The following is a 20,862-nucleotide window of genomic DNA, read 5'->3' as shown; positions in this document are numbered from 1 at the left end:
TCACTGCCGTGCTCCCCGGGACGCGAACCGCCCGAGGGCCCGCCGGATCGGGTGCGTTTCGGCCATCCCGGGCAGGGCGGCGACCTGGGCGTCGGCGGCGTCGATGTCCGCACGAACGGACGGATCCGCGAAGAGGTAGCGCAGCACCGGCTGGACGTAGCCGGGGTCGCCGTAGCGCGATCCGGGCCAGCGCCACGACCGCACGGCCTGCTGGCCGAGGCGGCGCGCCCCCGCGGAGGCGGCGAGCCGGTCCGCTGCCTCGTCGGTGTAGAACTCGACGTGCCGGTCCTTGATCGTCACGATCGGGTCGATCAGGCTCGCCAGGCGGGGCTCCAGCACCCCGACCCGGGCGTAGCTCTCGCGGGCCACGAGGCTGTCCAGGAGGCCGACGGCCATGTGACCGGCGACGATGTCGCTGCCGAGCAGGTTCGTCCGGATCGCGTCCACGGTGGGGATGATCCGGTCGTCCCAGCCGCGGCGCATCCGCCCGAGCTTGGTGCTGTGCGCGACCTCCGTGTGGTTGTTGCCCTCCAGCACCGCCTCGAGGGCGTCGGCGATCCAGTACTCCTCGTACGCCCAGGTGGTCAGGAACGCCGTGACCCGGGACTCGGCATGGGTCGGTGTGACCAGCAGGTCCCGCATCAGCCGCAGGGTGCCGCGCTCCACCTGCTGCAGGTGCCGCAGGGTGAGCAGGGTGTTCGTGGGCAGTCCCTGCATGGCAACCAGGTCGAGGTCGCCGCGGCGCAGCGACCGCGGATCGCGGGTGTAGGCGCGCACGTCGAAGCCGTCCGAGTCGGACATGAACGGCAACCGCGCGCCGTCGTCGGTCGCGCCCGGTGCCTCGGGGGCCCCCGGTCGAGCCCGGTGGTCCGGACCCGCCTGGCGTCCCCGGCCTCCTGTCCTGCGGGTCTCGCCGCTCACGCCGCGACGCCGCGCGCGTCGAGGGCGTCCGCGAAGATGGTCAGGCCCTCCATGCCGGGCAGTCGGCCGATGTGGCGGTCGATCGCGTTGATCTCCTTGCGACCCTCCGTACCACCGAACAGGTGACCCATCACATGGGTCACCTCGTCGTCGGACATGATTCCCGAGCCCACCGGCGCCCAGGCGTTCTTCAGGGCGAACCGGGCCAGCTTCTGCGCCTTGGGGTTGCCGGCGAGCCGGGTCTTCGCCTGCGTCGCGTAGAAGGCAACGTGCTTCGACTCCTGGGCGGCGATCCGCCGGAGCAGCTCGGCCAGTGACGGGTGCCCTTCGAGCACGCCGAGGCGCTTGTACGCGGCAGCGGCGGACCACTCGTTGGCGGCGCCCCAGAGCATGTGCACGGCCACGAAGTCCTTGCCGACGATGTTGCTGAGCAGGGACTGCTTCACCGGGGCGAGGCGGTCCCGCCAGCCCAGCTTCTTGCGGCGGTCCTTGAGCTGGTCGTAGTTGACCGTCACGCCATGCAGCGAGAGGACGTGCGCGAGCGCCTCCCCGTGCCAGAACTCCTCACGGTTCCACATCGTCATGAAGGCGTTCACCTCGCCCTCCCCGTGGGAGCGGGTGACCAGCATGTCCCGCAGGTAACACACCGTGTGGTACTCGACGTCACACATGTACCGCAACGTCCGCACCGATTCCGGCGGCAGCGGGTTCTCGCGGAAGTTGTCGAGGTCGAGGTCCTCCCAGTTGACCCTCATCGAGTCCTGGGTGAACCGTTCGATATCGAATGCCATGAGGTGTGCCCTTCACTCCCGGTGCTGCGCTGGCGGCCAGGCGCCGTCGGCCCGGGGCGGGTGAACGCTACACACCGTGTAGCGCCTAACGGTCCGAGCCTACGGCCTTACCCGGAGTTCGTGCCACATCATCCTTCGGATGGGTCGCGGTCCGCCTGCAACGCGACCCGCAGGGTGGACACGACCGAGCCGGCCCAGCCCGGCGGAAACGTTCCCGAGTGGGCGAACCGGGCCGCCACGGCGCCGAGGAGCAGGTCGACGGCGACCTCGATGTCCGCATCGGGGCGCACCTGCCCGGTCGCGACGCCGTCCCGCAGCCGCTCCACCGCGAGCGCGATCCGCGGCCGCAGCAGCTTGTCCCGGATGAGCTCCACCTGGTCCCGGTCCCCGCTCTGCACCAGGCCGAGGAACACGCCGGAGCCGGGGCCGCCCTCCAGGGTGGCGATCAGGGACTCGACCGCGGCGCGCATGTCCCGCCAGACGTCGTCGCCCGGCTCGACGACCCGGCTCGCCATGTGGTCGCCGAGCGCTGCGGCGAGGACCGCGTCCCGGTCCTTGTGGCGCCGGTAGATCGTGGTCCGGGCGACGCCGGACTCGGCGGCGACCGCCTCGACCGTCACGGCCAGCGGGCCATGGGTGCGGAGCAGGTTCATCGCCGCCGCGTAGATGCGGCGGTCGACGTCCTCGCGGCGCGCCATCCGCGGTCAGGCGTCGAGGTCGCGGGAGAGGAGTTCGGCCAGTTCCTCGAGGACCCGTTCGGCCCGCGCACCCTCGGCGTGCAGGGTGACGGTGTCCCCGTACTTCGCGCCGATCGTCATCACGCCGAGGATGCTCGCCGCATCCTGGGGCACCGATCCGTTCTTGGAGATCCGCACCTGGATGCCGGAGTCCTCGGCGGCGCGGGTGAAGATCGCCGCCGGGCGGGCGTGCAACCCCACCGGCGAGCCAATCGTCGCCGTGCGCTCAGCCATCGTCGGATCCTTCGTGGTGGTCGGTCTTCAAGTCCCCAATCTACCCGTTCACGCGGGTCCATTCGAGCAGCGTCGGGGCGGCCCAGGAGTTCACGATCCGGTCCGGCGTGAGGCCGGCGGCAGCGGCGCGGGCGCACCCGTGATCGAGCAGGTCGAGCTGGCCGGGGGCGTGCGCGTCGGAGTCGATCGCGAACACGCAGTCCATCTCGACGGCGAGGCGGAGCAACCGGGTGGGTGGGTCCCGGCGCTCGGGGCGTGAGTTGATCTCCACGGCGACGCCGAACCGGCGGCACGCCTCGAAGACGATCTCCGCATCGAACTCGGACTCCGGCCGGGTGCCGCGCCCGCCCATGACCCGGCGGCCGGTGCAGTGTCCGAGCACGTCCACGCGCGGGTTCGCGATCGCCCTGACCATCCGCAGCGTCATCTGCTCGGCCGGCATCCGCAGGGCCGAGTGGACGCTCGCGACCACGATGTCGACCTCGTCGAGAAGGTCGGGCTCGCCGTCGAGCGCGCCGTTCTCAAGGATGTCCACCTCCACCCCGGTGAAGATCCGGAACGGCGCGAGCTCGGCGTTCAGCGCGGCGACCTGCGCGATCTGGGCGCGCAGCCGGTCCGGGGACAGCCCGCGCGCCACGGTCAGGCGCGGCGAGTGGTCGGTCAGGGCGAAGTAGGAGTGCCCGAGGTCGATCGCGGTCACGGCCATCTCGGTGACCGGGCTGCCCCCGTCGGAGGCGTCCGAGTGGGTGTGCAGGTCGCCGCGCAGCCAGCCGCGCACCTCGGCGGCGCCGTCGACCAGCGGGCCGGCGGCGGACTCCAGATCCGCCAGGTAGTCCGGCGTCTCGCCGCGGGCGACCGCCATGGCGACGCCCGCGGTGCGGGGTCCGACGTCGGGCAGTTCTGTGAGGGTGCCGGCGGCAAGCCGAGTCGCGAGCTCGTCCGGCTCGAGCCCACGCAGCCGGCGCGCGGCCCGGCGGAACGCCTGGATCCGGTGGGGGTCCGCGAGGTCGCGCTCGAGCAGGAACGCCACCCGTTCCAGCGCGTCGATCGGATCCACGCCTCGACGCTACCCGTCGGCGGTGATGGCGTCGACGAACCAGCCGGTGATGGTGCTCGGGTGCGTGATCGCGGTGCCGACGCAGACGGCGAACGCCCCGGCCCGGCGCGCCTGCGCCGCCGCTGCGGGCGTGTGGATGCGGCCCTCGGCGATCACCGGCGCCTCGCACGCGGCGGCGGTCATGGTGATCAGGTCGAGGTCCGGGCCGTCCGTCCTCGGCCGTTCGCCGGTGTACCCGGCCAAGGTGGTCCCGAGCAGGTCCGCCCCCGCCCCCTGCGCAGCCAGGGCGTCCTCGAGGGAGCCGCAGTCGGCCATCACGAGCACGTCGTGGGTGTCCCGCAGGCCCGCGATGGTCTGCGCGAGCGTGCGCCCGTCCGGCCGCGGGCGACGGGTGCCGTCCACGGCGACGATCTGCGCGCCGGCGTCCGCCACGGCCCGAGCGTGCTCGAGGGTCGGGGTGATGAACACACCGTCCGAGCCGTCCTTCCACAGGCCGACCACCGGGACGTCGACGGCGTCGACGGTCGCGCGGATGTCCGCGAGCCCTTGCACCCGCACCGCGGCGGCCCCGCCGATCACGGCGGCCCGGGCGACCCTTGCCATGACCTCAGGGTCCCGCATCGGCTCCCCGGGGTAGGCCTGGCAGGACACGATGAGGGTGTCGCGCAGGGACTCGACCAGGCCGCCGAGGTCCGTCCCGGCTCCGCTCGTCACGCGTCCGCTTCCGCGGCGCCGGTCCAGGGACGGCCGAGGCGCAGCCACCGCGCCGCGCCGGCGATCGCCGCACCGGGACCGAGCCGGGCCGGCCGCAGCTCGATGCCGGCCAGCGGCGGGATGAGTTCGCGGCGCAGTTCCTCCTCCATGGGCCGCCACCAGAGATCGCCGGCACCGGCGGCGCCACCGCCGACGACCACGACGTCCGGGTCGAGCATCGTCACGATCCCGGCGATGCCCCGGCCGAGCGCGCGGCCGGTGTCCGTCAGGGCCCGGACGGCCAGCTCCTCCCCGGCGGCGGCGCGGCGGGCCACGTCGCGCGTGTCCGCGCTCGCGGGGTCGCCCCCGAGGGCGAGGTACCGCCGGTGGATCGCCGGTCCGGCGGCGATCGCCTCCAGGTGGCCGTCGCGCCCGCAGGTGCAGGTGAGCCCGACGGCGTCACCGGACGGCAGGTGACCGAGCTCGCCCGCGCTGTGGTGGGCTCCGCGCCACGGCAGACCAGCGGCGACCAGGCCGGCACCGATGCCGGTTCCCGCGGCCACCATGAGGACGACCTCACGCCCCGCGCCGGCCCCGATCCACGCCTCCCCCACGGCGTGCGCGTCCACGTCGTTGAGCACCCCGACCTCCAGGTCCGGGGCGAGCACGTCGGCGAGCCGGGCCCGCAGGCCACCGGCGACGTCCGTGCCGGCCCAGGCCGTGATCGCGTCGGTCGCCGAGATGATCCGGCCGGTCCGGGCCTCGACCACCCCGGCGCTGGCGACGCCGAGACCGACCCGAGGTCCGCCGTCGCGGGCTTCCGTGCCCAGCTCGGCGGCGACCTGCCGCACCACGCCGGCCACGGCGTCGAGCACCGCGTCCGGGCCGGCCTTCGCGGGCGTGGCCACCTCGCGCAGCCCGCGCAGGGTGCCGTCGGCGTCGACGAGCGCGGCGGCCGTCTTGGTGCCACCGAGGTCGACGCCGATGACAGTGTTCATCCGGTCTGCTCCGTTCAGGGTCGGAAAGATCCGGCCCAATTCCACCACGGCCGGGGCGAGGTCCGAGCACACGCCCGGTGCCGCCGGACCCTCAGCCGACGAGCGCCCGGCGCAGGTCGAGGGCGACCGGTTCGTCGCGGTCACAGACCAGGTGCCCGTCGACGACCGTCGCGGTCGCCACCTGCACCGCGGTGTACCGGGTCGCGGGCACCCCGCCACCGCGCTCACGCTCGGCCTCGAGGGCCCTGCCCTGCGCCCCGTGCGGTTGCACGTCGTGGGTGAAGTAGAAGATCCAGGCCGCCTCGACGCCGTCCGGATCCGTGCCCACCACCACGTCGGCGTGATGGCCGAACGTCGCGTCCCGGTCGCGGCGGCCGGGGGCGTCCAGGATGAGGCCGTCGCGGGTCCAGTCCTCCAGATCGGCCGAGCGGTACACGGCCTGGCCGTGCCACTCGTCGACGATCATCCAGTACGCACCGCCGAGGGCGAACACGTTCGGGCCCTCGTGCGGATCCCCGGTGATCACCGGCCGTGCCGGCCCCCACCGCTCCAGGCTGCTGCCGGGCACGCTGTCCGCGCACCAGGTGGCCGATCCCGCGGCCTCGTCCTTGAACCAGATCCGGTGGCCGCCACCGGGCAGCGGGTAGGTGCAGGCGTCGATGACCCGGTCGGAGGACAGCGGCACCTCGCCGCGATACTCCCAGTGCTCCAGATCGTCGGAGACGTGGTGCAGGATCCGGCGGGCGTGCCCGGCCCAGCGGTCCGGGACCCCGGTGATGTAGCTGAGGAACATGTGGAAGCGACCCTCGGCGAAGGTCACCTCGGGGGCCCAGAGCGTGTTCCGCCCGGCATGCGGATCGAGGCCCTCGACCGCGCCGCGATAGGCCCAGGTCAGCCCGCCGTCATCGGAGGTCGCCACCGCGATGTCGGTCCCGTGCACCCAGGTCACGCCCGGACCGTCCGCCTCGGCCCGGCGCTGTGTGTAGAACATGAACCACCGGCCCGTGGGGCCGGCCGGCCCGGCGACCACCGTCGGGTCGGTCGGGGCGTGATGGACCGGGTCGGTGAACAGCGGCGCGGGCGCGGTCCGCGCGGTGGTTGCCGGATGGGGCACGTTCAGCCTTTCACGCCACCGGCCAGCAGGCCGTTGACGATGTGTCGTTGGGTGAGGATGAAGAAGACGACCATCGGGATCAGCACGATCACGCTCAGGGTCATGAACGACGGCCAGTTCGTGGAGAACTGGCCGACCGCGGTGTACACCTGCAGCACCAGGGTCTTCTTCTCGGGCGAGCTGAGGAAGACGTTCGGGGTGATGAAGTCGTTCCAGACCCACATCGTCTGGAACACCCCGACCGTGACGAGGATCGGGCGGATCAGCGGCAGCACGATCCTCCAGTAGATGCCGAACACGCCGGCGCCGTCGATCCGGGCCGCCTCGATGATCTCGAACGGCACGGTGCGCATATATCCCTGGATCAGGAAGTAGCAGAAGATCGAGCCCGCGCTGTAGAGCAGGACCAGACCGGTGAGGGTGTTCACGAGGTGGATGTCCACGAGGAGCCGATAGAGCGGGATCAGCGTCGATTGCCCGGGGATGATGAAGCCGAGGAGCAGCGCGACGCCGAACCACCGGTTGAACACGGAGTTGCGCATGATCATCCCGTACGCCGCCGTCGAGCCGATCAACAGCATCAGCAGGATCGACAGCGCGGTCACATACAGGGTGTTCGTGAAGCTCGAGGCCAGCGGCACCGACTCGAACACCGTGCGGTAGTTCTCCAGGTAGAGCTGCTGGGGCAGCGCGAGCGGCGACGTGCTCATCTCGCCCTGGGTCTTGAACGTGTTGACCACGATGTAGTAGAGCGGCAGTCCCACCAGGAGTGCCACCGGGATCATGATCACGCTCGTCAGCGGTGACGCCTTGCGGTTCACGAGATCCTCCTCTCGAGGAGCCGGGAGAGCCCCAGTTGGGCGAGCACCAGCACGGCGACCGCGATCGTGAACAGGACGGCGAGGGCCGAGGCCAGGCCGTAGCGTCCCTGTGCCACGCCGCTGGTGATGATCGCCTGTGTCAGCGTGTACGTCGCGTATCCCGGGCCGCCGCTGGTGAGCGTGAACGGCAGGTCGTAGACCTTGAGGCCGCCGGTCATGAGCAGGAACTGGCTGATCACGATCGCCGGGGTGAGCAGGGGCAGGGTGATGTACTGGAACCGCTGCCGGGCGGACGCTCCGTCGATGGTGGCCACCTCGTAGTAGTCGGCCGGGATCGACTGGAGGTAGGCCAGGTAGAGCACCGCGTGCCACCCGGTGCCGGCCCAGACCGCGACGACGATCACCGAGATCCGAGCGAGCGTCGAGTCGGACAACCATGGGAACGGGCCAACGGAGAAGAGCGCGTCCAGCACGCTGTTGAGCACGCCGCTGCCCAGCGGGGACAGGATGTAGCCCCACACGAGGCCGAGGATCGCGATGCTGGGGATCGCCGGGAAGAAGAACACCGAGCGCACGAAGTTGCGCCCGATGAACCTGCGGTTCAGGATCACGGCGAGCGGGATCGCGAAGGCGGTGATGATCACCGTCGTGCCCACGGCGAAGAGCAGCGTGAACGCGAGCCCGGCGAGCATGGACGAGTCGTTGAAGATCTTCGCGTAGTTCGAACCTCCGACCCAGGCGACGTCGGTGGAGTAGCCCGTGAAGTCCGTGAAGCTGTAGTAGAACGTCTGGCCCAGCGGAATCACGAAGAGCCAGAGGAACACGATCCCGATCGGGACCAGGAAGAGCTGGTTGGCGGTGACCTCTCGCCACCTGCCGCGCGAGGCCCCGCGGCGCGACCGGCCTTGGAGGCTGGAGCGCCGGCCCTGGACCAGGGGCGGTGCGGTGCTGACCATGGTTGCCTTTCCGAACGAGTAGGACGGCCGGGTAGGCGGGAGCGGACACGGCCCGCTCCCGCCGGTTCGCGCTAGCCGTCGCTGTCCGCGAGCTTCTGGTCCAGCGCCTGCGCCACCTGCTCCGGCGTCACCTGGCCCTGCACCATCAGCTGGAGCTGAGCCACGGCCTCGGTGTTGAGGATGTCCTCGTTGCGGGTCCAGGCGATCTGCGGGAGGTAGACCTGACCGGCGCGCACGGCCTCCACGATCGGTGCCAGCGCGGGATCGATGACCGGCTCGAAGTCGCTGGTGGTCGTGATGGCCGCCGTCGCCGTGTTGTACATCTCGACGATGTCGGCTCGACCAAGGAACGCGAGGAACGCCTTGGCCTCATCGAGGTTCTCCGAGGCGCTGTTGATGGCGTACCCCGGCGAGGCCGCACCCGAGAGGAACGGCTCACTGCCTGGCAGCGCCGGCACGGGCACCATCGACATCTGCAGGTCCGGGGCCGCCTCCCGGATCGGGTTCAGGTCCCACGGCCCGGCGTCGATCATGGCGACCCGCCCGTTGATGAACTCATCGCGGACCTGTTCCCCGGTCAGGCCCACCACGTCCGTGGTCACCAGACCCTCCGTCCAGAGCCGGTTGTACTCGGTGAGCGGCTCCGTCCAGGTCTCGGCGAACGAGCTGGTGCCGTCGAAGATCCCGGCGTCGAGCGTGTTGTCCATGGCGGCGTCCTGCGCCCCGATGAAGGCGGAGATCGTGGTGGTCATCTGCGTGACGGACTGCAGGTACGGAGCGATGCCCGCCGCCTGCAGATCCGCGCACAGGGCGAGGAACTCGTCCCAGGTCTGCGGCGGGCTGTCCGCACCGACCTCAGCCAGCAGATCCTCGTTGTACAGGATGCCGCTGCCCCAGGAGGCGAGCGACAGTCCGTAGGCCCGACCGTCCGCCGAGTAGGTCCGCGTGTTGAACTCCGCGGCGTTCTCCATGAAGGGCTCGTCGGTGAGGTCCAGGACGTACTGGCCCTCGATCAGGTTGGTCTTGTTCTCGGCGGCGATCACGAACACGTCGGCGGCCGTCCCGGACAGGATCCGCGTCTGCAGCGTCGAGATGTACTCCGCGACCGGTGGGGCGTTGGAGAACTCGATCCGGACGTCCGGGTTCTCCTCCTCGAAGGCGGCGATGATCGGAGCCATCGTCTCCTCGTTGTCCCAGGAGAAGAACGACAGCGCCGTGCGGTCATCGGTCTCTCCGCTGCAGCCGGCCAGGCCGAGGGCGGCCGTGGCGAGGACCGCCGCCGCGGCGATCAGGGGACGTGCTCTCATCTGACTACTCCTTCGTTGTCATGCGGGGTTGGTGTGAGGTGGGTGTGCGACACGCGGGTACGGCAGGATCGGGAGCGTGGTGACCATGAGCGACGTCGCGCGGGCGGCCGGGGTGTCGACGATGACGGTCTCGAACGTCGTCAACGGTCGGCCGCACGTGCGCGAGGAGACGCGGGCGCGTGTGGTCGAGGCCATCGACGCGCTCGGCTACCGGATGAACCTCGCCGCACGAAACCTGCGGGCCGGCCGGACCGGCGTGATCGGGCTCGCCGTTCCGGATCTGGGCAGCCCGTACTTCTCGCACCTCAGCGAGCTGTTCATGACCAGGTTCGAGGACGAGGGCGTGCGCGTGGTCGTGGAGCGCACGGGTGCGAGCAGGGCCGGAGAGCTCGAGGCGGCCAGCTTCTCCCGGTTGCGCATGTACGACGGTCTGGTCCTGAGCGCGGTGGGTCTCGGCGCCGAGGACGTCGCCCAGCTGCCCACGACCTTTCCGACTGTGCTCCTCGGCGAGCGTGCCCTCGACCAGCGGTTCGACCACGTGATGATGGCGAACCGGGAGGGCTCGCGGCTCGCGGTGGCGCACCTCCTGGAGCGAGGCTGCCGCCGGGTCGTCGCCCTTGGTGGCACGCTGCACGGTGAGACCTCCATGTCCACCCTGCGCACCGACGGCTACCGGGACGCGCACGCCGCGGCCGGGATCCCGATGCCGGCCGACCTCGTCATCGGCACGGCGCAGACCCTCGAGGGCGGTGAACGGACCGCACACGAGCTCCTCGACCGGGGCACGCCCTTCGACGGTGTGTTCGCCTACACCGACCAGGTCGCGATGGGCTTGATCCGGGGCCTCGCCGATCGCGGTGTCACCGTGCCGGGGGACGTGCTGGTGGTCGGCTTCGACGACGTTCCCGCCGCGGCCCACCACCTGCCTCGGCTCAGCTCGGTGCATCCCGATCACGCCGGGATGGTTGATGCGGTCTCGCGGCTCCTGCTGCGCCGGATCGCCGGCGACGACTCGCCACGCGAGCTGGTCACGGCGGTGGCGCACCTGGAGGTGCGGGAGTCCTCCGTGCGCTGACCGCACCGCACCACCACCACGACGCCTGCCCATCCTGATCCTCCACGACGAGTGTTCCGGGGCTCCTGCCGGGCCTCGACGCCCGGTTCTTTATCGATACAATCGCGGATCTCGAATCGGACGTCAAGCCTCTTCGGTCACATTTTGAGAACGCTAACAGGAGCACACGGTGCGAGTTCTGCCGCCGATCTGGCCGGTCACAGCAGCCGCTACATTGACTCCATGCCCGATTCCCCGCGCACCCCGGCCCTCGAAGTCCTGCCCTGGAACAGGTTCGGCGAGGCGGCCCGCGAACTGGCCCGCGAGGTGGTCGCGAGCGGATGGATGCCGGACCTGGTGATCGCGGTGGCCCGCGGCGGGCTGGTGCCCGCGGGCGCGATCGCGTACGCGCTCGGGGTGAAGGCGATGGGCACGATGAACGTCGAGTTCTACACGGACGTCGCCGAGACGCTGCCCGAGCCGGTGGTGCTGCCCCCGCTGCTCGACACCACGGTGCTCGCCGACGCCAAGGTCCTCGTGGTCGACGACGTCGCGGACTCCGGGCACACGCTCCGGGTGGTCATGGACCTGCTCCAGCGCGGCCTGCCGATCGACCTCGACGGCGACGGCCGGATCGAGGCCGGCGAGCATCTGCCCGTGGAAGCCCGCAGCGCCGTGCTGTACACGAAGCCGCGGTCGGTGATCGAGCCGGACTACACGTGGCGGCGGACCGACCGGTGGATCTCGTTCCCGTGGTCCGCCCTGCCGCCGGTCACCGGCCCCTCCGACGCACCCGGCGAGAACGGCTGAGCTCCGCCGATGCCGAACATGCCTCCGGCGGAGGTGGAGATCACCACCGACCTCGCCCGCCGGCTCCTCACCGACCAGTTCCCCGAGCTCGCGACGGCGTTCCTGCACACGGTCGCGAACGGCTGGGACAACGTCATGATCCGAGCGGGCGAGCACTTCGTGCTGCGCCTGCCGCGACGCGCGGCCGCCGTCGACCTGGTGCGACACGAGCAGCTGAGCCTGCCGACGATCCGCCGGCTGGTCCGGGTGCCCGTCCCGAACCCACGGCTGGCCGGCGAACCGACCGACTACTACCCCTGGCCCTGGTCCGTGCTGCGCTGGCTGCCGGGCCACCCGGCCACCGGCCAGGCGGTCGCCGCCCGCTCGTTCTGGGCCGCCGGTCTCGCCGACTTCCTCGCGGACCTGCACGTGCCCGCACCGGACTGGGCGCCGCCCAATCCCGTGCGGGGCGTGCCGCTGGCGGCCAGGGACGCCCAGGTCACCCGACGGCTCGCGTCCGGCCACGTACCGCGCAGCGACGAGCTCTCGGCGCTGTGGCGCGCGCTGCTGGCGGCCCCCGTGCACGCGGGGCCGCCGGTGTGGCTGCACGGCGACCTCCATCCGCTGAACCTGCTCGTGGAGCGTGGCCGGCTGAGCGCCGTCGTCGACTTCGGCGACGTCACCTCCGGTGACCCGGCCACGGACCTGGCGACGGCGTGGCTCACCTTCGACGGCGCCGGCCGGGCCGAGTTCGTGGTGCGGTACTCGCTGCGCACCGGCGTCGACGACGCCGTCTGGGCCCGGGCCCGCGGGTGGGCGCTGGTGCTCGCCACTGCCCTCGCGGAACACTCCGACGACAACGCCGAGCTCGCGGCGATCGGAACGCACGCCATCACCGAACTGCTCGACGCCCCGGACGCCAATCTCGCCCGGTGAGTGGCGGATGCGGCGTCGGTTGTTAGCCTCGAGCAGGTGTTCTGGAAGAAGAAGAAGGACCGCGACGGCGCCCCGACCGTCGACTCCTACCTGCGCGGGGTGAACGGACCCCCGGCACCGGCGACGGGCCCACCCGCCGTTGCTCCGCCGTCGGACTTCGGTCCGCCGGTGGCGGCGACGGCGGTCCAGGCGGTCCCGGGTGTCTTCAGTCTGGTCGCGGAGGATGTCTTCACCGTCACCGGCCGCGGCACGGTCGTGACCGGAACGTTGGCCGACGGTGTGGCTCGGACCGGGCAGCAGGTCGCGATCATCCGCGACGGCGTCCACATCGCCTCCAGCGAGATCACCGGCGTCGAGTCCGCACGGCGCCTGCGCCGGGAGGCCGGCCCGGGCGACCAGGTCGGTCTGCTCATGGGTGGGCTCGGCAAGAACCAGGTGCAGCGGGGAGACCTCATCGCCGGCCGGTGACCCGCCCGGATCGGCGGAGGGTCAGCGCCGGATCGGCAGCGGTTGCTGTCCGAGCCAGTCGCGGAACGAGGTCCCGCCGAGCAGGGCGCCGGGACCCGGCAGGTCCGCGACGGTGGCGAAGGCCCGGGCCGGCCCGCCGAGACCTGGCAGCCGCAGGTACCGGTGCGACCGACCGTCGTGGGCGAGCACCGCGTCGGCCAGCTGGTCGGTCGTCAGCATCTCCGGCCCGGCGAGGTCCGGCGCGTGCACGCAGCGGTCCGGGCGCCCGCCGAGAACGTATTCCACGAGCTCGGCCGCGACCCAGGCTGGGTCGACCGGACGGGCGGGTGCGGGTGCCGGTGCCGACTCGCGGTGCGCCCGGGCCGTGGCCCGAGCCAGGAACGCAGCCGAGGGGTGGAACCTGGTGGACCGGACGATCGTCGCCGGCAGGCCGCTGTCCTCGATGAGGGTCTCGACGGCGCGCTTCGTGCGGGCGTAGGGCGCGGTGGAGGTCGAGCAGCCCACGAGGGAGGCATAGACCAGGTGCGGCGGGCTGGCCATGGTCGCGATCGCGGCGAGCAGCTGAACGGTGCCATCGACGTCGACCAGCCGGGCGCGGCGCGGATTGCAGGCGGTGTGGACCACGGCGTCGGCGCCGGTCAGCACCGCCGCGAGCCCCTCGCCCGTGGACAGGTCGACGCCCCAGCGCCGGCTCGCAGGAACCACGTGATGCCCGAGTTCGCGGGCGCGGTGGACCACCTGTGTGCCGAGCACCCCCGAGGCCCCCGTGACGACGATCCGCATTGCTGCCCTCCCTGGTCGCCTCCAACCATGATGGGCGTGTCCCGCGCTCCTCGCCACCGCACACGCGGTCCGCGAAGGTCACGGTCCGGTGTCAGATCCGGGTGCCGCGAGCCCTCGCCTGCACCTTGCGCTGCCAACGGTCGGCGTTGCGACCGAGCGGGGTGCCGATGAACTCCCCGAGGGTGACCCCGGCCGCGAGCGCGAGCCCGATCGAGAGGGCCGCGATCAGCCGCACCGCGCCGGTGATGACGTCCCCGGAATCGACGAACTCGAACATCGCCGCATAGATCGCCAGGCCGGGCAGCAGCGGGGTGATACCGCAGACGGCGATCACCATGGACGGCGTCCGCATGCCGCGCTGGACCAGGGCGGAGAGCAGCCCGACCACCAGGGCGGCGCCGAAGGAGCTGCCGGCCGGCCCCATGCCGAGGGCGAGGAACCCCGCGTAGGAGGCCGATGCCAGTGCGCCGACGCCCATCACCACCGGCACGGTGCGCATCCGCGTGTACGAGGCGACCGACCATGCTCCGGCGATCACCGCGCCACACGCGATCTGCAGGGGCAGCGCGGTGGCGACGCCGGTCACGTCGCTGATGCTCAGGGGCACCCCGAACCGTCGTCCCACGTCCAGGACGAACCCGATGCCGATGACGATCCCGACCGTGTAGAGCACCACCTCGTAGGAGCGGGCGGCGGCCGTGAGCGGGAACCCGGAGATCGCGTCCTGTGCCGCCCCGACGAGCGACAGCCCGGCCAGCAGCACCACGATCCCGGACGCCACGACGAGGGACGGCGGCAGCACCTGATCGGGGATGTCGAGATAGGGCTTGCCCCACAGCATGAGCAGCGCCACCAGCGTCGCGATGCCCGCGCCGAGCGCCTGCTGGAACAAGTACGGCAGTCCGCGGTTGCGCAGGAACCGCAGGGACCGGTCGATGACCATCGTGGTGGCCGCGGCGACCACCGCCACCGCGAGCCCGCCGCCGAGGAGCACGGCAACACCGGCCGCCATCATGCCGAGGGCGACCGTGACCACCGAGCGCCGGTAGGGGTGCGGCGAGGTCAGGATGACGTTCATGCGCTCGTGCGCGGCCTCGAGGGACAGGTCGCCGGCGCCGGCCTCGTCGACGAGCTGGGTCACGTCGGTGAGCCGGCTGTAGTCGGACGTTCGCACGTTGATGACGCGGACCTTCGTGACCGGGTCGTCGTCCCGGTCGATCGAGGCCGTGATCGAGATGAAGGTGATGTCCACCTGGCAGTTCGTGACGCCGTACGCCGCGGCCAGCCGCAGCATCACCGCCGTCGTGTCCGCGACCGGCGCCCCGGTGGCGATCATCACCTCGCCGGTGCGCAGCACCAGGTCGAGGACGGACCGCTCCACCTCCGCCGTCAGGCCCGACTCCTTGCGGACCATCGCGAACGTCACGGTCGGTGGGCCGTCCCCGGCCATGGCCCGGCGAGCCCGCGCCCGCAGGGTGCGCTGCGGCACGCTCCACACGGCGGGGGTGCGGGCCGACCGGCGCACCGGACCGGTCGCGGGACCAACGGCTGGGATCTGTCCCGTCAGCGGCTCGCCGAGCGCACCGGTCGGCGTCGGCGACGCGTCGTCTCCAGGGGTCTGATCGGCCACGACCCGACGGTACGCGATCGCGCCTGACCAGGGCGGCTCGCGGCACCGACAACCACAGCCGGGCGGGGCTCCTCGCCGGCGATGGGCACTCCTGCCCACGGCGGTCCTCGACAGATCGGCGGTGGGTTGGTTCCCTGTCCGGGACCGGCCGACGACGAAGGAGTCCACGTGAGTGACCCGACAGGTTCTGCACGGCCAGGGGACTGGCGGCCCGGCGACCCACCTCCGGATCCCGCGTCCCCGTATGGCCCGGCTGTTTCCCCGTACGCCCCGGCGACCCTCGGCGGCTCGGCGTCCACCGCGAACTCCGCCGGGCGGACCGCCCTCGTGCTCGGGATCGTGGCGCTGGTCGGCTGGATCGCCTACGAGGCCGCTGAGAACATCGCCTTCACCACCGGCGCCTACAGCCGGACCTTCTTCCAGGTGCTGCGAGTGGGCGGCTGGGTCCAGCTGATCCTTGCGTTCGGCGCTCTGGGTGCCGGGATCCACGGACTGCGTCAGAGCGGCCCGCGAGGCGCGGCCGGCGTCGGCGCCGGGATCGGGCTGACCCTCGTGGCCCTCTGGCTGGTCCCACGCGTGGTCGGCTCGCTGGCGGCGTACCTGTGACGAACGTCCGGCGGCCCCGTTGGACCCGGCACGACCGGCAGGGTCGACCGATCCGCTTGCCCATCGACGACGAAGGAATCCCCGCATGAGCACGAACGCACCCGGCCCCACCCCACCCGGGAACTGGCGGCCCGGCGACTACCCGGCCGCCGGATCGCCGTACGCCCCGGACTCGATCCTCAGCCCTGGCTCGACGACCAACCCGCAGGGCCGGATCTCGCTGATCCTCGGTGTCGTGGCCGTGGCGGTCTCGATCGTGAGCTCGATCATCCAGGCGACCCTCCTCCGCCAGGGCTGGGGCCCCGCCACCTACGGCCTCGTGAGCGGCATCGCCTCCCTCGTGGGCGTCGCCGTCGCCGTCGGTGCGGTCATCGTCGGGGTCATCGGGCTGCGCAGCCCCGGTCCGAAGGGAGCGGCCGGCGCCGGCACGGGCATCGGCGCGAGCTACCTGGTCGGGATCCTGTCCACGACGCTCGTGTGGGGTCTCGGCAGCTTCTTCTGAGGCGGCGCGCGGCTCAGTGCTCCCGGGCGAACCGGTACATCTCGGCCCGTTGCTGGGCCTGCCCGCCCTCGTGCCCGCTGTAGGCCCAGACGACCATCTCCTTGTCCTGTGCGCCGTAGTGGTTGTAGGCGGCGAACACGGTCGACGGCGGACAGGTCGAGTCCATGAGCCCGACCGAGAAGAGCGCGGGTGCGGTCGCCCGCGCGGCCAGATTGACGCCGTCGAAGTAGCTCAGCGTGTGGAAGACCTGCTCGACGTCGGCGCGGTGCGTCTGGAGGTAGGACGTGATCTCCGAGTAGGGCGAGGCGACGGTGATCTCGGTGGCGCGCCGGATGTGGCACAGGAACGGCACGTTGATCATGACCCCGGCCAGCCCGGGCTCGAGGCCCGCGACGGCGAGCGCGACGCCGCCGCCCTGGCTGCCGCCGGCCACGAAGATCCGGTCCGGGTCGATGCGGGAGTGGGCGCGCATGACGTCCACCGCACGCACCGCGTCGGCGTACAGCCGCCGGTAGTAGTAGGTGGCCGGTTCGGTGATGCCGCGGGTCAGGAACCCGCCCACCTGCGGGGCGCCGACCGGGTCGGGGTCCGCCGTGGCGCCGACGAGCCCGGACTTGCTGCCCTGGCCGCGCACGTCCATGACCAGGTTGGCGTAGCCGGCGGCACTCCAGGCCAGCCAGTCGTGGGGCAGGCTCCGTCCGCCGTTGTAGCCGATGTGGTCGACGACGCACGGCAGCGGACCGTCGAGGTGGCGCGGGACGAGCAGCCAGCCCTTGACCGGTTGGCCGGCGTATCCGCTGAAGGTCACGTCGAAGACGTCGACGGTGACCAGCTCGGAGTCGAGCAGGGCGAAGGTCGGCTCGGTCGCGGCGGCCCGGGCCTGCGTCAGGGTCGCATCCCAGAACGCGTCGAAGTCGCTGGGCTCGTCGCGATCGGGCCGGTAGGCACGCAGGCGGTCCAGCGGCATGTCGACGAGCACGTGTTCTCCTTCGAAGGATGTCGGAGCGAGGATGCCAGGGCCGGCACGCGACGGGTGGGGCAACACTCCGGATGCCCCACCCGTCACGTCGCTGTCACGGGTCGAGCCGGGTGCTCGGGAACAGTGCGGGGTTCTTCCCCGTCCCGATCCCCGAGCCCCATTCCAACCATCCTCGGCGAATGGCACCGTCGTTCTCGTTGACGAGGAACGACAGAGCCAGCAGCCGGTCGGCGGGGTCGAACGGTGCGAGTTCGCTCCACGGCATCGCCATCTCGTAGACCGTGGTCCGCGTGGCCTCGTCGCGGGTGACCGCGAGGTCGACCGCGTCGACCGGCCCGTTGGGCAGGATGCCGCCGCCGCCGTTCCACCGGAACACCTGCGGGCCCTGCGAGGTCAGCGCGAGGCCGTACTCGTAGTAGCCGGTCAGGTCCTCCCCGGGCGCACCGGCGACGGCGCCGAACTGGATGCTGTCACCGGTCCAGATGGTGTCGTTGAGCCCTGGCTGGGCGTGCACGTTGTCGGTGATCGCCGCGGTCAGGTAGAGGTTGTCCTCGTCCCAGGTCCACCAGACGTCGCCGCCAAGGTCGGTGGCACCACCCCAGTCGGGGATCTGTCGCACCTCACCGTCGACGTCCAGATCGATCGGTGTGATCCCGCTCAGGTCGTCGGGGACGCCGTCGACGGTGATCGTCCGCTGGGACAGTCCGGTCACGGTGGCCGGGTCGACCAGGACCAGCGACCCGTTCTCGGTGATCGTGTCCGCGTCCGGCATGGCCAGGTTCAGCGACCACGGGTGGCTGCCGGGCGAGGTGAGCCCGGTGGTCGGGATGTCGAGCGTGACGGTCTGCCCGGCGGGCAGCATCCCGATCGTCTCCGTTCCGTTGGTGGCACCGAGCTGCCAGGCCAGGTCCCCGACCGGTTGGTCGGTCGCGACCTCGTTGGTGACCGAGACCGACAGCACGTCCGCGTCCTCACGCAGCGTGTGTGCGGCACTGACGGTGATCGGCGTGGAGAGCACGTCGATCTCGGCGGTCAGCCTGGCGAACGGCGTCCCGTTGTTCGTCACGAGGGCGACCAGGCCCCGGGCGCCCAGCAGACCGGTGTCCCGGATGCTGATCGGGATCTGCACGCTCGCCTGGCCGGAGGCGACCTGCACCGGGACGGTGCGCTCGTTGACCGTGACGGCCAGGTCCATGCGCGGGCCGCCGACCTTGTCCACGTCCAGGGTCAGCTGGATGTCGTCGCCGGCGAGCGTCGGGCCGGCCGCGGTCAGGGCGAACCGACCGCCGTCGGTCACGTCGGAAGCGTCCGCGGAGCCGATCACGTACACCGGATCCTCCGTGAGCGTCAGTTCCACACCGTGCAGATACGGGGTGAGCGTGCGCGACCGGCCGGACATCTCGACGACGGTGACCGGCACGCGGGTCTCGATGGTGACGGTCCGCGGTCCGGAGGTGGACCACAGCGCGAGGAGGTTGTCGTCACCGGCGGTGCCGAACCCGTACGCGGTGACCCCGTCGGCGACCTCCTGGGCACCCTCGAACGTCGCGCCGGTGAGCAGCCTGCTCATCGTGGCGTGAGCGGCGTAGGACGGCTTGGGCGTCAGGGCTCCCAACGGGTCGGCGGCGTTGCGCAGCAGACCGAAGTTGCTCTCGTGGTCGGCCGGGTCGAGACCGTCGTTGTTGAAGTCGTACCAGAAGTTCCGTTCGACTCCCTGGGTCAGCCCGATGACCCCGGCCCGCGCGGCGTAGGACGCCTGGGTGTGCTCGTCGACGCTGCCGGTCCGGCTCGACCAGCCCCACTCCGAGACCCAGATCGGCTTGCTCTCGCCGTTGTTGTACTCGCGGACGAGCGCGTCGACGGCCTCGAGGTTCGCGACGGCCGCCTCCGGTGGGTCGCCCGGGTAGTGGACGGACACGACATCCATGTAGTCGAGGGCGCCGAGCGCGAACAGGGTCTCGAGCCAGCCCAGGTCCGGCCAGCTCGTGGCCGGGCCCACCACGAGCGTGTCCGGGTGCGCCGCCTTCACGGCCTGATAGGTCGCCTGCAGCAGCGGGAAGTAGTACTCCGGCAGGGAGTTCGCGGGCCCGTCGCCACGGTCGCCGAATCCGGCGTTGAACTCGTTGTAGACCTCGACGGCGGGGGCCGGGTTGCCGAGGTCGACGTACCCGTCGAGCAGCGCGACGCAGTAGTCGGCGAACGCCGCCCGTCCGGCGTCCGTGTACGGGGTGGCGTCGTTGTCGTACATCGGGTTGGTGTAGGCGCAGATCGGCATCGGCGCCAGGCCGGCGTCGCGCGCCTCGATGGTCTGCTGCTGCCACGCCGTCGGGTAGGTGTAGACGCCGGCGGTGCGCTCCATGGCCGTCCACGTCAGCGAGGGCCGGTAGTAGGAGTCACCGGCCAGCGCCGCCAGCGGGGCGCTGCCGGGCGGCAGTTGGCGGTGCGACACGGCAGCGGCGAACGGGGAGTTCGCGGCGTCCGGCTGCGGAGCGACGACGGCCAGCGTCGTCTCGGCCGGCAGGGACGCCTGACCGTTGATGGTCGCCGTGGCCCGGAGCCGGTAGTACCCCTCGGGCAGCGTGCCGATCTGGATCGTCCCGGCGCCGTCGGTGTTGGTGGCGACCCCCTGGGTCACATGGTTGTTGTCGACGTCGTAGACGCGGTAGTCGACGCGGGCGTCGGGGGCGGCGGTGAAGTCGACCTTCGGCGGGGTGCCGGTGACGAAGATGTTGCCGGGCGTGCGCAGGCTCAGGGCCGGGGCGTCGACGAGCCGCTCGACGGTCACGCTGCGGAACGCGATCGCCGACGTGCCGGTCCCGATCCGCAGGTCCGCCCCGTTCTCACGGTTCGACAGCCGGGCGTCGGTGACCGTGAACTCCTCGGTCCGCCAGGTGTTGCTTCCGGTGAGCGGGACCGCGGGCAGCGCCCGCCATGGGTTGGTCGCCGAGTCGTAGGTCACGTCCCAGGATCCGCCGGAGATGGCCGCGTCGTAGTACTCCACCGTGATCCGGACGGTGTTGGTGCCACCGTTGGTCAGGGCGTCGTCGACGTCGTTGTAGATGTAGGTGTTGCCGATCGAGGGGTTGGTCTGCAGCGCTGGTAGGCCACCGACCTCGAGCCACGTTCCTCGGCCGGCGTCGCCGGTCCAGGCGGTGATCCCCTCGTCGACCGGCGGGTCGTCGAACGTGATCGAGGCGGTGACGACGGCGTCATCGGCCGCGGCGGGCACGGCGGGGGCGACCAGGACGGCCGCGCCCACCGCGGCGGCGGCCGCGATGGCCAGTGGGCGTCTCACCCCTTGGGTGATCCCGGGTGGTCTCGACGGTTTCATGCGGTTGCTCCTTCGCGAAACCTTGCGGTCAGGCAGCTCCGGCAGGCGCCGGGCTGTGGCCGTGCCGCGACGGTGTCCAACTGCCGGCGGTGACGCGTGCAACCGAGGGACAACGCTGATCGGACGGCAACGCCCATCCTGCCCATGACCTATTA

General features: G+C 71.6%; 21 protein-coding genes. 6 read left to right on the top strand and 15 right to left on the bottom strand.

The window, feature by feature from the left end:
• The 11 genes from GKS42_RS00265 to GKS42_RS00215 form a co-directional block, all read right to left on the bottom strand.
• Window positions 1–801, bottom strand: a complete 801-nt coding sequence (locus GKS42_RS00265; protein WP_154792012.1) for a hypothetical protein — start codon at window positions 799–801, stop codon at window positions 1–3.
• A gap of 116 nt (window positions 802–917) precedes the next feature.
• The gene (locus tag GKS42_RS00260; RefSeq protein WP_154792011.1) at window positions 918–1,712 is read right to left on the bottom strand and encodes a ferritin family protein; all 795 of its coding nucleotides are present in this window, start codon (window positions 1,710–1,712) and stop codon (window positions 918–920) included.
• Between the two features lie 128 nt (window positions 1,713–1,840).
• Entirely contained in the window at window positions 1,841–2,410 is a 570-nt protein-coding gene (locus tag GKS42_RS00255; protein ID WP_154792010.1) for a TetR/AcrR family transcriptional regulator, read from the bottom strand.
• A 6-nt stretch (window positions 2,411–2,416) separates the two neighbouring features.
• Window positions 2,417–2,683, bottom strand: coding sequence for an HPr family phosphocarrier protein (locus tag GKS42_RS00250; RefSeq protein ID WP_154792009.1), 267 nt, complete (start codon window positions 2,681–2,683; stop codon window positions 2,417–2,419).
• A gap of 40 nt (window positions 2,684–2,723) precedes the next feature.
• Entirely contained in the window at window positions 2,724–3,740 is a 1,017-nt protein-coding gene (locus tag GKS42_RS00245) for a PHP domain-containing protein (RefSeq protein ID WP_154792008.1), read from the bottom strand.
• A 9-nt stretch (window positions 3,741–3,749) separates the two neighbouring features.
• Window positions 3,750–4,454, bottom strand: coding sequence for an N-acetylmannosamine-6-phosphate 2-epimerase (locus tag GKS42_RS00240; RefSeq protein WP_154792007.1), 705 nt, complete (start codon window positions 4,452–4,454; stop codon window positions 3,750–3,752).
• Window positions 4,451–5,431 carry an ROK family protein gene (locus GKS42_RS00235; RefSeq protein WP_154792006.1) on the bottom strand — a complete coding sequence of 327 codons (981 nt, stop codon included), beginning with the start codon at window positions 5,429–5,431 and terminating at the stop codon, window positions 4,451–4,453. The genes GKS42_RS00240 and GKS42_RS00235 overlap by 4 nt, the downstream gene beginning before the upstream one ends.
• Window positions 5,432–5,522: 91 nt before the next feature.
• Complete coding sequence (locus GKS42_RS00230) at window positions 5,523–6,545, bottom strand: glycoside hydrolase family protein (RefSeq protein ID WP_154792005.1); 1,023 nt, start codon at window positions 6,543–6,545, stop codon at window positions 5,523–5,525.
• Window positions 6,546–6,547: 2 nt separating this feature from the next.
• Window positions 6,548–7,366, bottom strand: coding sequence for a carbohydrate ABC transporter permease (locus GKS42_RS00225; protein WP_232847860.1), 819 nt, complete (start codon window positions 7,364–7,366; stop codon window positions 6,548–6,550).
• The gene (locus tag GKS42_RS00220) at window positions 7,363–8,322 is read right to left on the bottom strand and encodes a carbohydrate ABC transporter permease (protein WP_154792004.1); all 960 of its coding nucleotides are present in this window, start codon (window positions 8,320–8,322) and stop codon (window positions 7,363–7,365) included. Before GKS42_RS00220 ends, GKS42_RS00225 begins: the two co-directional genes overlap by 4 nt.
• Before the next feature lie 71 nt (window positions 8,323–8,393).
• On the bottom strand, window positions 8,394–9,629 hold the full coding sequence (locus GKS42_RS00215) for an ABC transporter substrate-binding protein (protein ID WP_154792003.1): 1,236 nt from the start codon (window positions 9,627–9,629) through the stop codon (window positions 8,394–8,396).
• 85 nt (window positions 9,630–9,714) lie between these two features.
• Between GKS42_RS00215 and GKS42_RS00210 the strand changes: the two genes are divergently transcribed.
• From GKS42_RS00210 to GKS42_RS00195, 4 genes are all read left to right on the top strand, one after another.
• Complete coding sequence (locus GKS42_RS00210; RefSeq protein WP_154792002.1) at window positions 9,715–10,704, top strand: LacI family DNA-binding transcriptional regulator; 990 nt, start codon at window positions 9,715–9,717, stop codon at window positions 10,702–10,704.
• 222 nt (window positions 10,705–10,926) lie between these two features.
• Window positions 10,927–11,493, top strand: coding sequence for a phosphoribosyltransferase (locus tag GKS42_RS00205; protein ID WP_154792001.1), 567 nt, complete (start codon window positions 10,927–10,929; stop codon window positions 11,491–11,493).
• Between the two features lie 9 nt (window positions 11,494–11,502).
• On the top strand, window positions 11,503–12,408 hold the full coding sequence (locus GKS42_RS00200; RefSeq protein WP_154792000.1) for an aminoglycoside phosphotransferase family protein: 906 nt from the start codon (window positions 11,503–11,505) through the stop codon (window positions 12,406–12,408).
• Window positions 12,409–12,444: 36 nt separating this feature from the next.
• Window positions 12,445–12,876, top strand: a complete 432-nt coding sequence (locus GKS42_RS00195) for an EF-Tu/IF-2/RF-3 family GTPase (protein ID WP_154791999.1) — start codon at window positions 12,445–12,447, stop codon at window positions 12,874–12,876.
• Window positions 12,877–12,897: 21 nt separating this feature from the next.
• On the opposite strand, the gene GKS42_RS00190 is transcribed toward GKS42_RS00195, so the two are convergent.
• Entirely contained in the window at window positions 12,898–13,659 is a 762-nt protein-coding gene (locus GKS42_RS00190; protein WP_154791998.1) for an SDR family oxidoreductase, read from the bottom strand.
• A 91-nt stretch (window positions 13,660–13,750) separates the two neighbouring features.
• Window positions 13,751–15,289, bottom strand: a complete 1,539-nt coding sequence (locus tag GKS42_RS00185; protein WP_210769273.1) for a threonine/serine exporter family protein — start codon at window positions 15,287–15,289, stop codon at window positions 13,751–13,753.
• 168 nt (window positions 15,290–15,457) lie between these two features.
• On the opposite strand from GKS42_RS00185, the gene GKS42_RS00180 reads away from it, so the two are divergent.
• On the top strand, window positions 15,458–15,895 hold the full coding sequence (locus GKS42_RS00180) for a hypothetical protein (RefSeq protein ID WP_154791997.1): 438 nt from the start codon (window positions 15,458–15,460) through the stop codon (window positions 15,893–15,895).
• 85 nt (window positions 15,896–15,980) lie between these two features.
• The gene (locus tag GKS42_RS00175) at window positions 15,981–16,397 is read left to right on the top strand and encodes a hypothetical protein (protein ID WP_154791996.1); all 417 of its coding nucleotides are present in this window, start codon (window positions 15,981–15,983) and stop codon (window positions 16,395–16,397) included.
• 13 nt (window positions 16,398–16,410) lie between these two features.
• Here GKS42_RS00175 and GKS42_RS00170 read toward each other — a convergent pair whose 3' ends face one another.
• A complete protein-coding gene (locus GKS42_RS00170; RefSeq protein WP_354002691.1) occupies window positions 16,411–17,376 on the bottom strand; it encodes an acetylxylan esterase in 966 nt (321 codons plus the stop codon).
• A gap of 94 nt (window positions 17,377–17,470) precedes the next feature.
• The gene (locus GKS42_RS00165; protein WP_154791995.1) at window positions 17,471–20,671 is read right to left on the bottom strand and encodes a sugar-binding protein; all 3,201 of its coding nucleotides are present in this window, start codon (window positions 20,669–20,671) and stop codon (window positions 17,471–17,473) included.
• Window positions 20,672–20,862 lie beyond the last annotated feature (191 nt).

The organism is Occultella kanbiaonis, assembly GCF_009708215.1.
Lineage (GTDB): Bacteria > Actinomycetota > Actinomycetes > Actinomycetales > Beutenbergiaceae > Occultella > Occultella kanbiaonis.
Note: the sequence above shows the minus strand (reverse complement) of the source record. Positions and strands in the feature narration are given on the sequence as shown.

Coding starts and splice junctions, on each gene's coding strand:
- GKS42_RS00265 (WP_154792012.1), bottom strand. CDS start 801: ATGTCCGACTCGGACGGCTTCGACGTGCGCGCCTACACCCGCGATCCG.
- GKS42_RS00220 (WP_154792004.1), bottom strand. CDS start 8,322: ATGGTCAGCACCGCACCGCCCCTGGTCCAGGGCCGGCGCTCCAGCCTC.
- GKS42_RS00205 (WP_154792001.1), top strand. CDS start 10,927: ATGCCCGATTCCCCGCGCACCCCGGCCCTCGAAGTCCTGCCCTGGAAC.
- GKS42_RS00235 (WP_154792006.1), bottom strand. CDS start 5,431: ATGAACACTGTCATCGGCGTCGACCTCGGTGGCACCAAGACGGCCGCC.
- GKS42_RS00200 (WP_154792000.1), top strand. CDS start 11,503: ATGCCGAACATGCCTCCGGCGGAGGTGGAGATCACCACCGACCTCGCC.
- GKS42_RS00250 (WP_154792009.1), bottom strand. CDS start 2,683: ATGGCTGAGCGCACGGCGACGATTGGCTCGCCGGTGGGGTTGCACGCC.
- GKS42_RS00210 (WP_154792002.1), top strand. CDS start 9,715: ATGAGCGACGTCGCGCGGGCGGCCGGGGTGTCGACGATGACGGTCTCG.
- GKS42_RS00255 (WP_154792010.1), bottom strand. CDS start 2,410: ATGGCGCGCCGCGAGGACGTCGACCGCCGCATCTACGCGGCGGCGATG.
- GKS42_RS00260 (WP_154792011.1), bottom strand. CDS start 1,712: ATGGCATTCGATATCGAACGGTTCACCCAGGACTCGATGAGGGTCAAC.
- GKS42_RS00215 (WP_154792003.1), bottom strand. CDS start 9,629: ATGAGAGCACGTCCCCTGATCGCCGCGGCGGCGGTCCTCGCCACGGCC.
- GKS42_RS00190 (WP_154791998.1), bottom strand. CDS start 13,659: ATGCGGATCGTCGTCACGGGGGCCTCGGGGGTGCTCGGCACACAGGTG.
- GKS42_RS00175 (WP_154791996.1), top strand. CDS start 15,981: ATGAGCACGAACGCACCCGGCCCCACCCCACCCGGGAACTGGCGGCCC.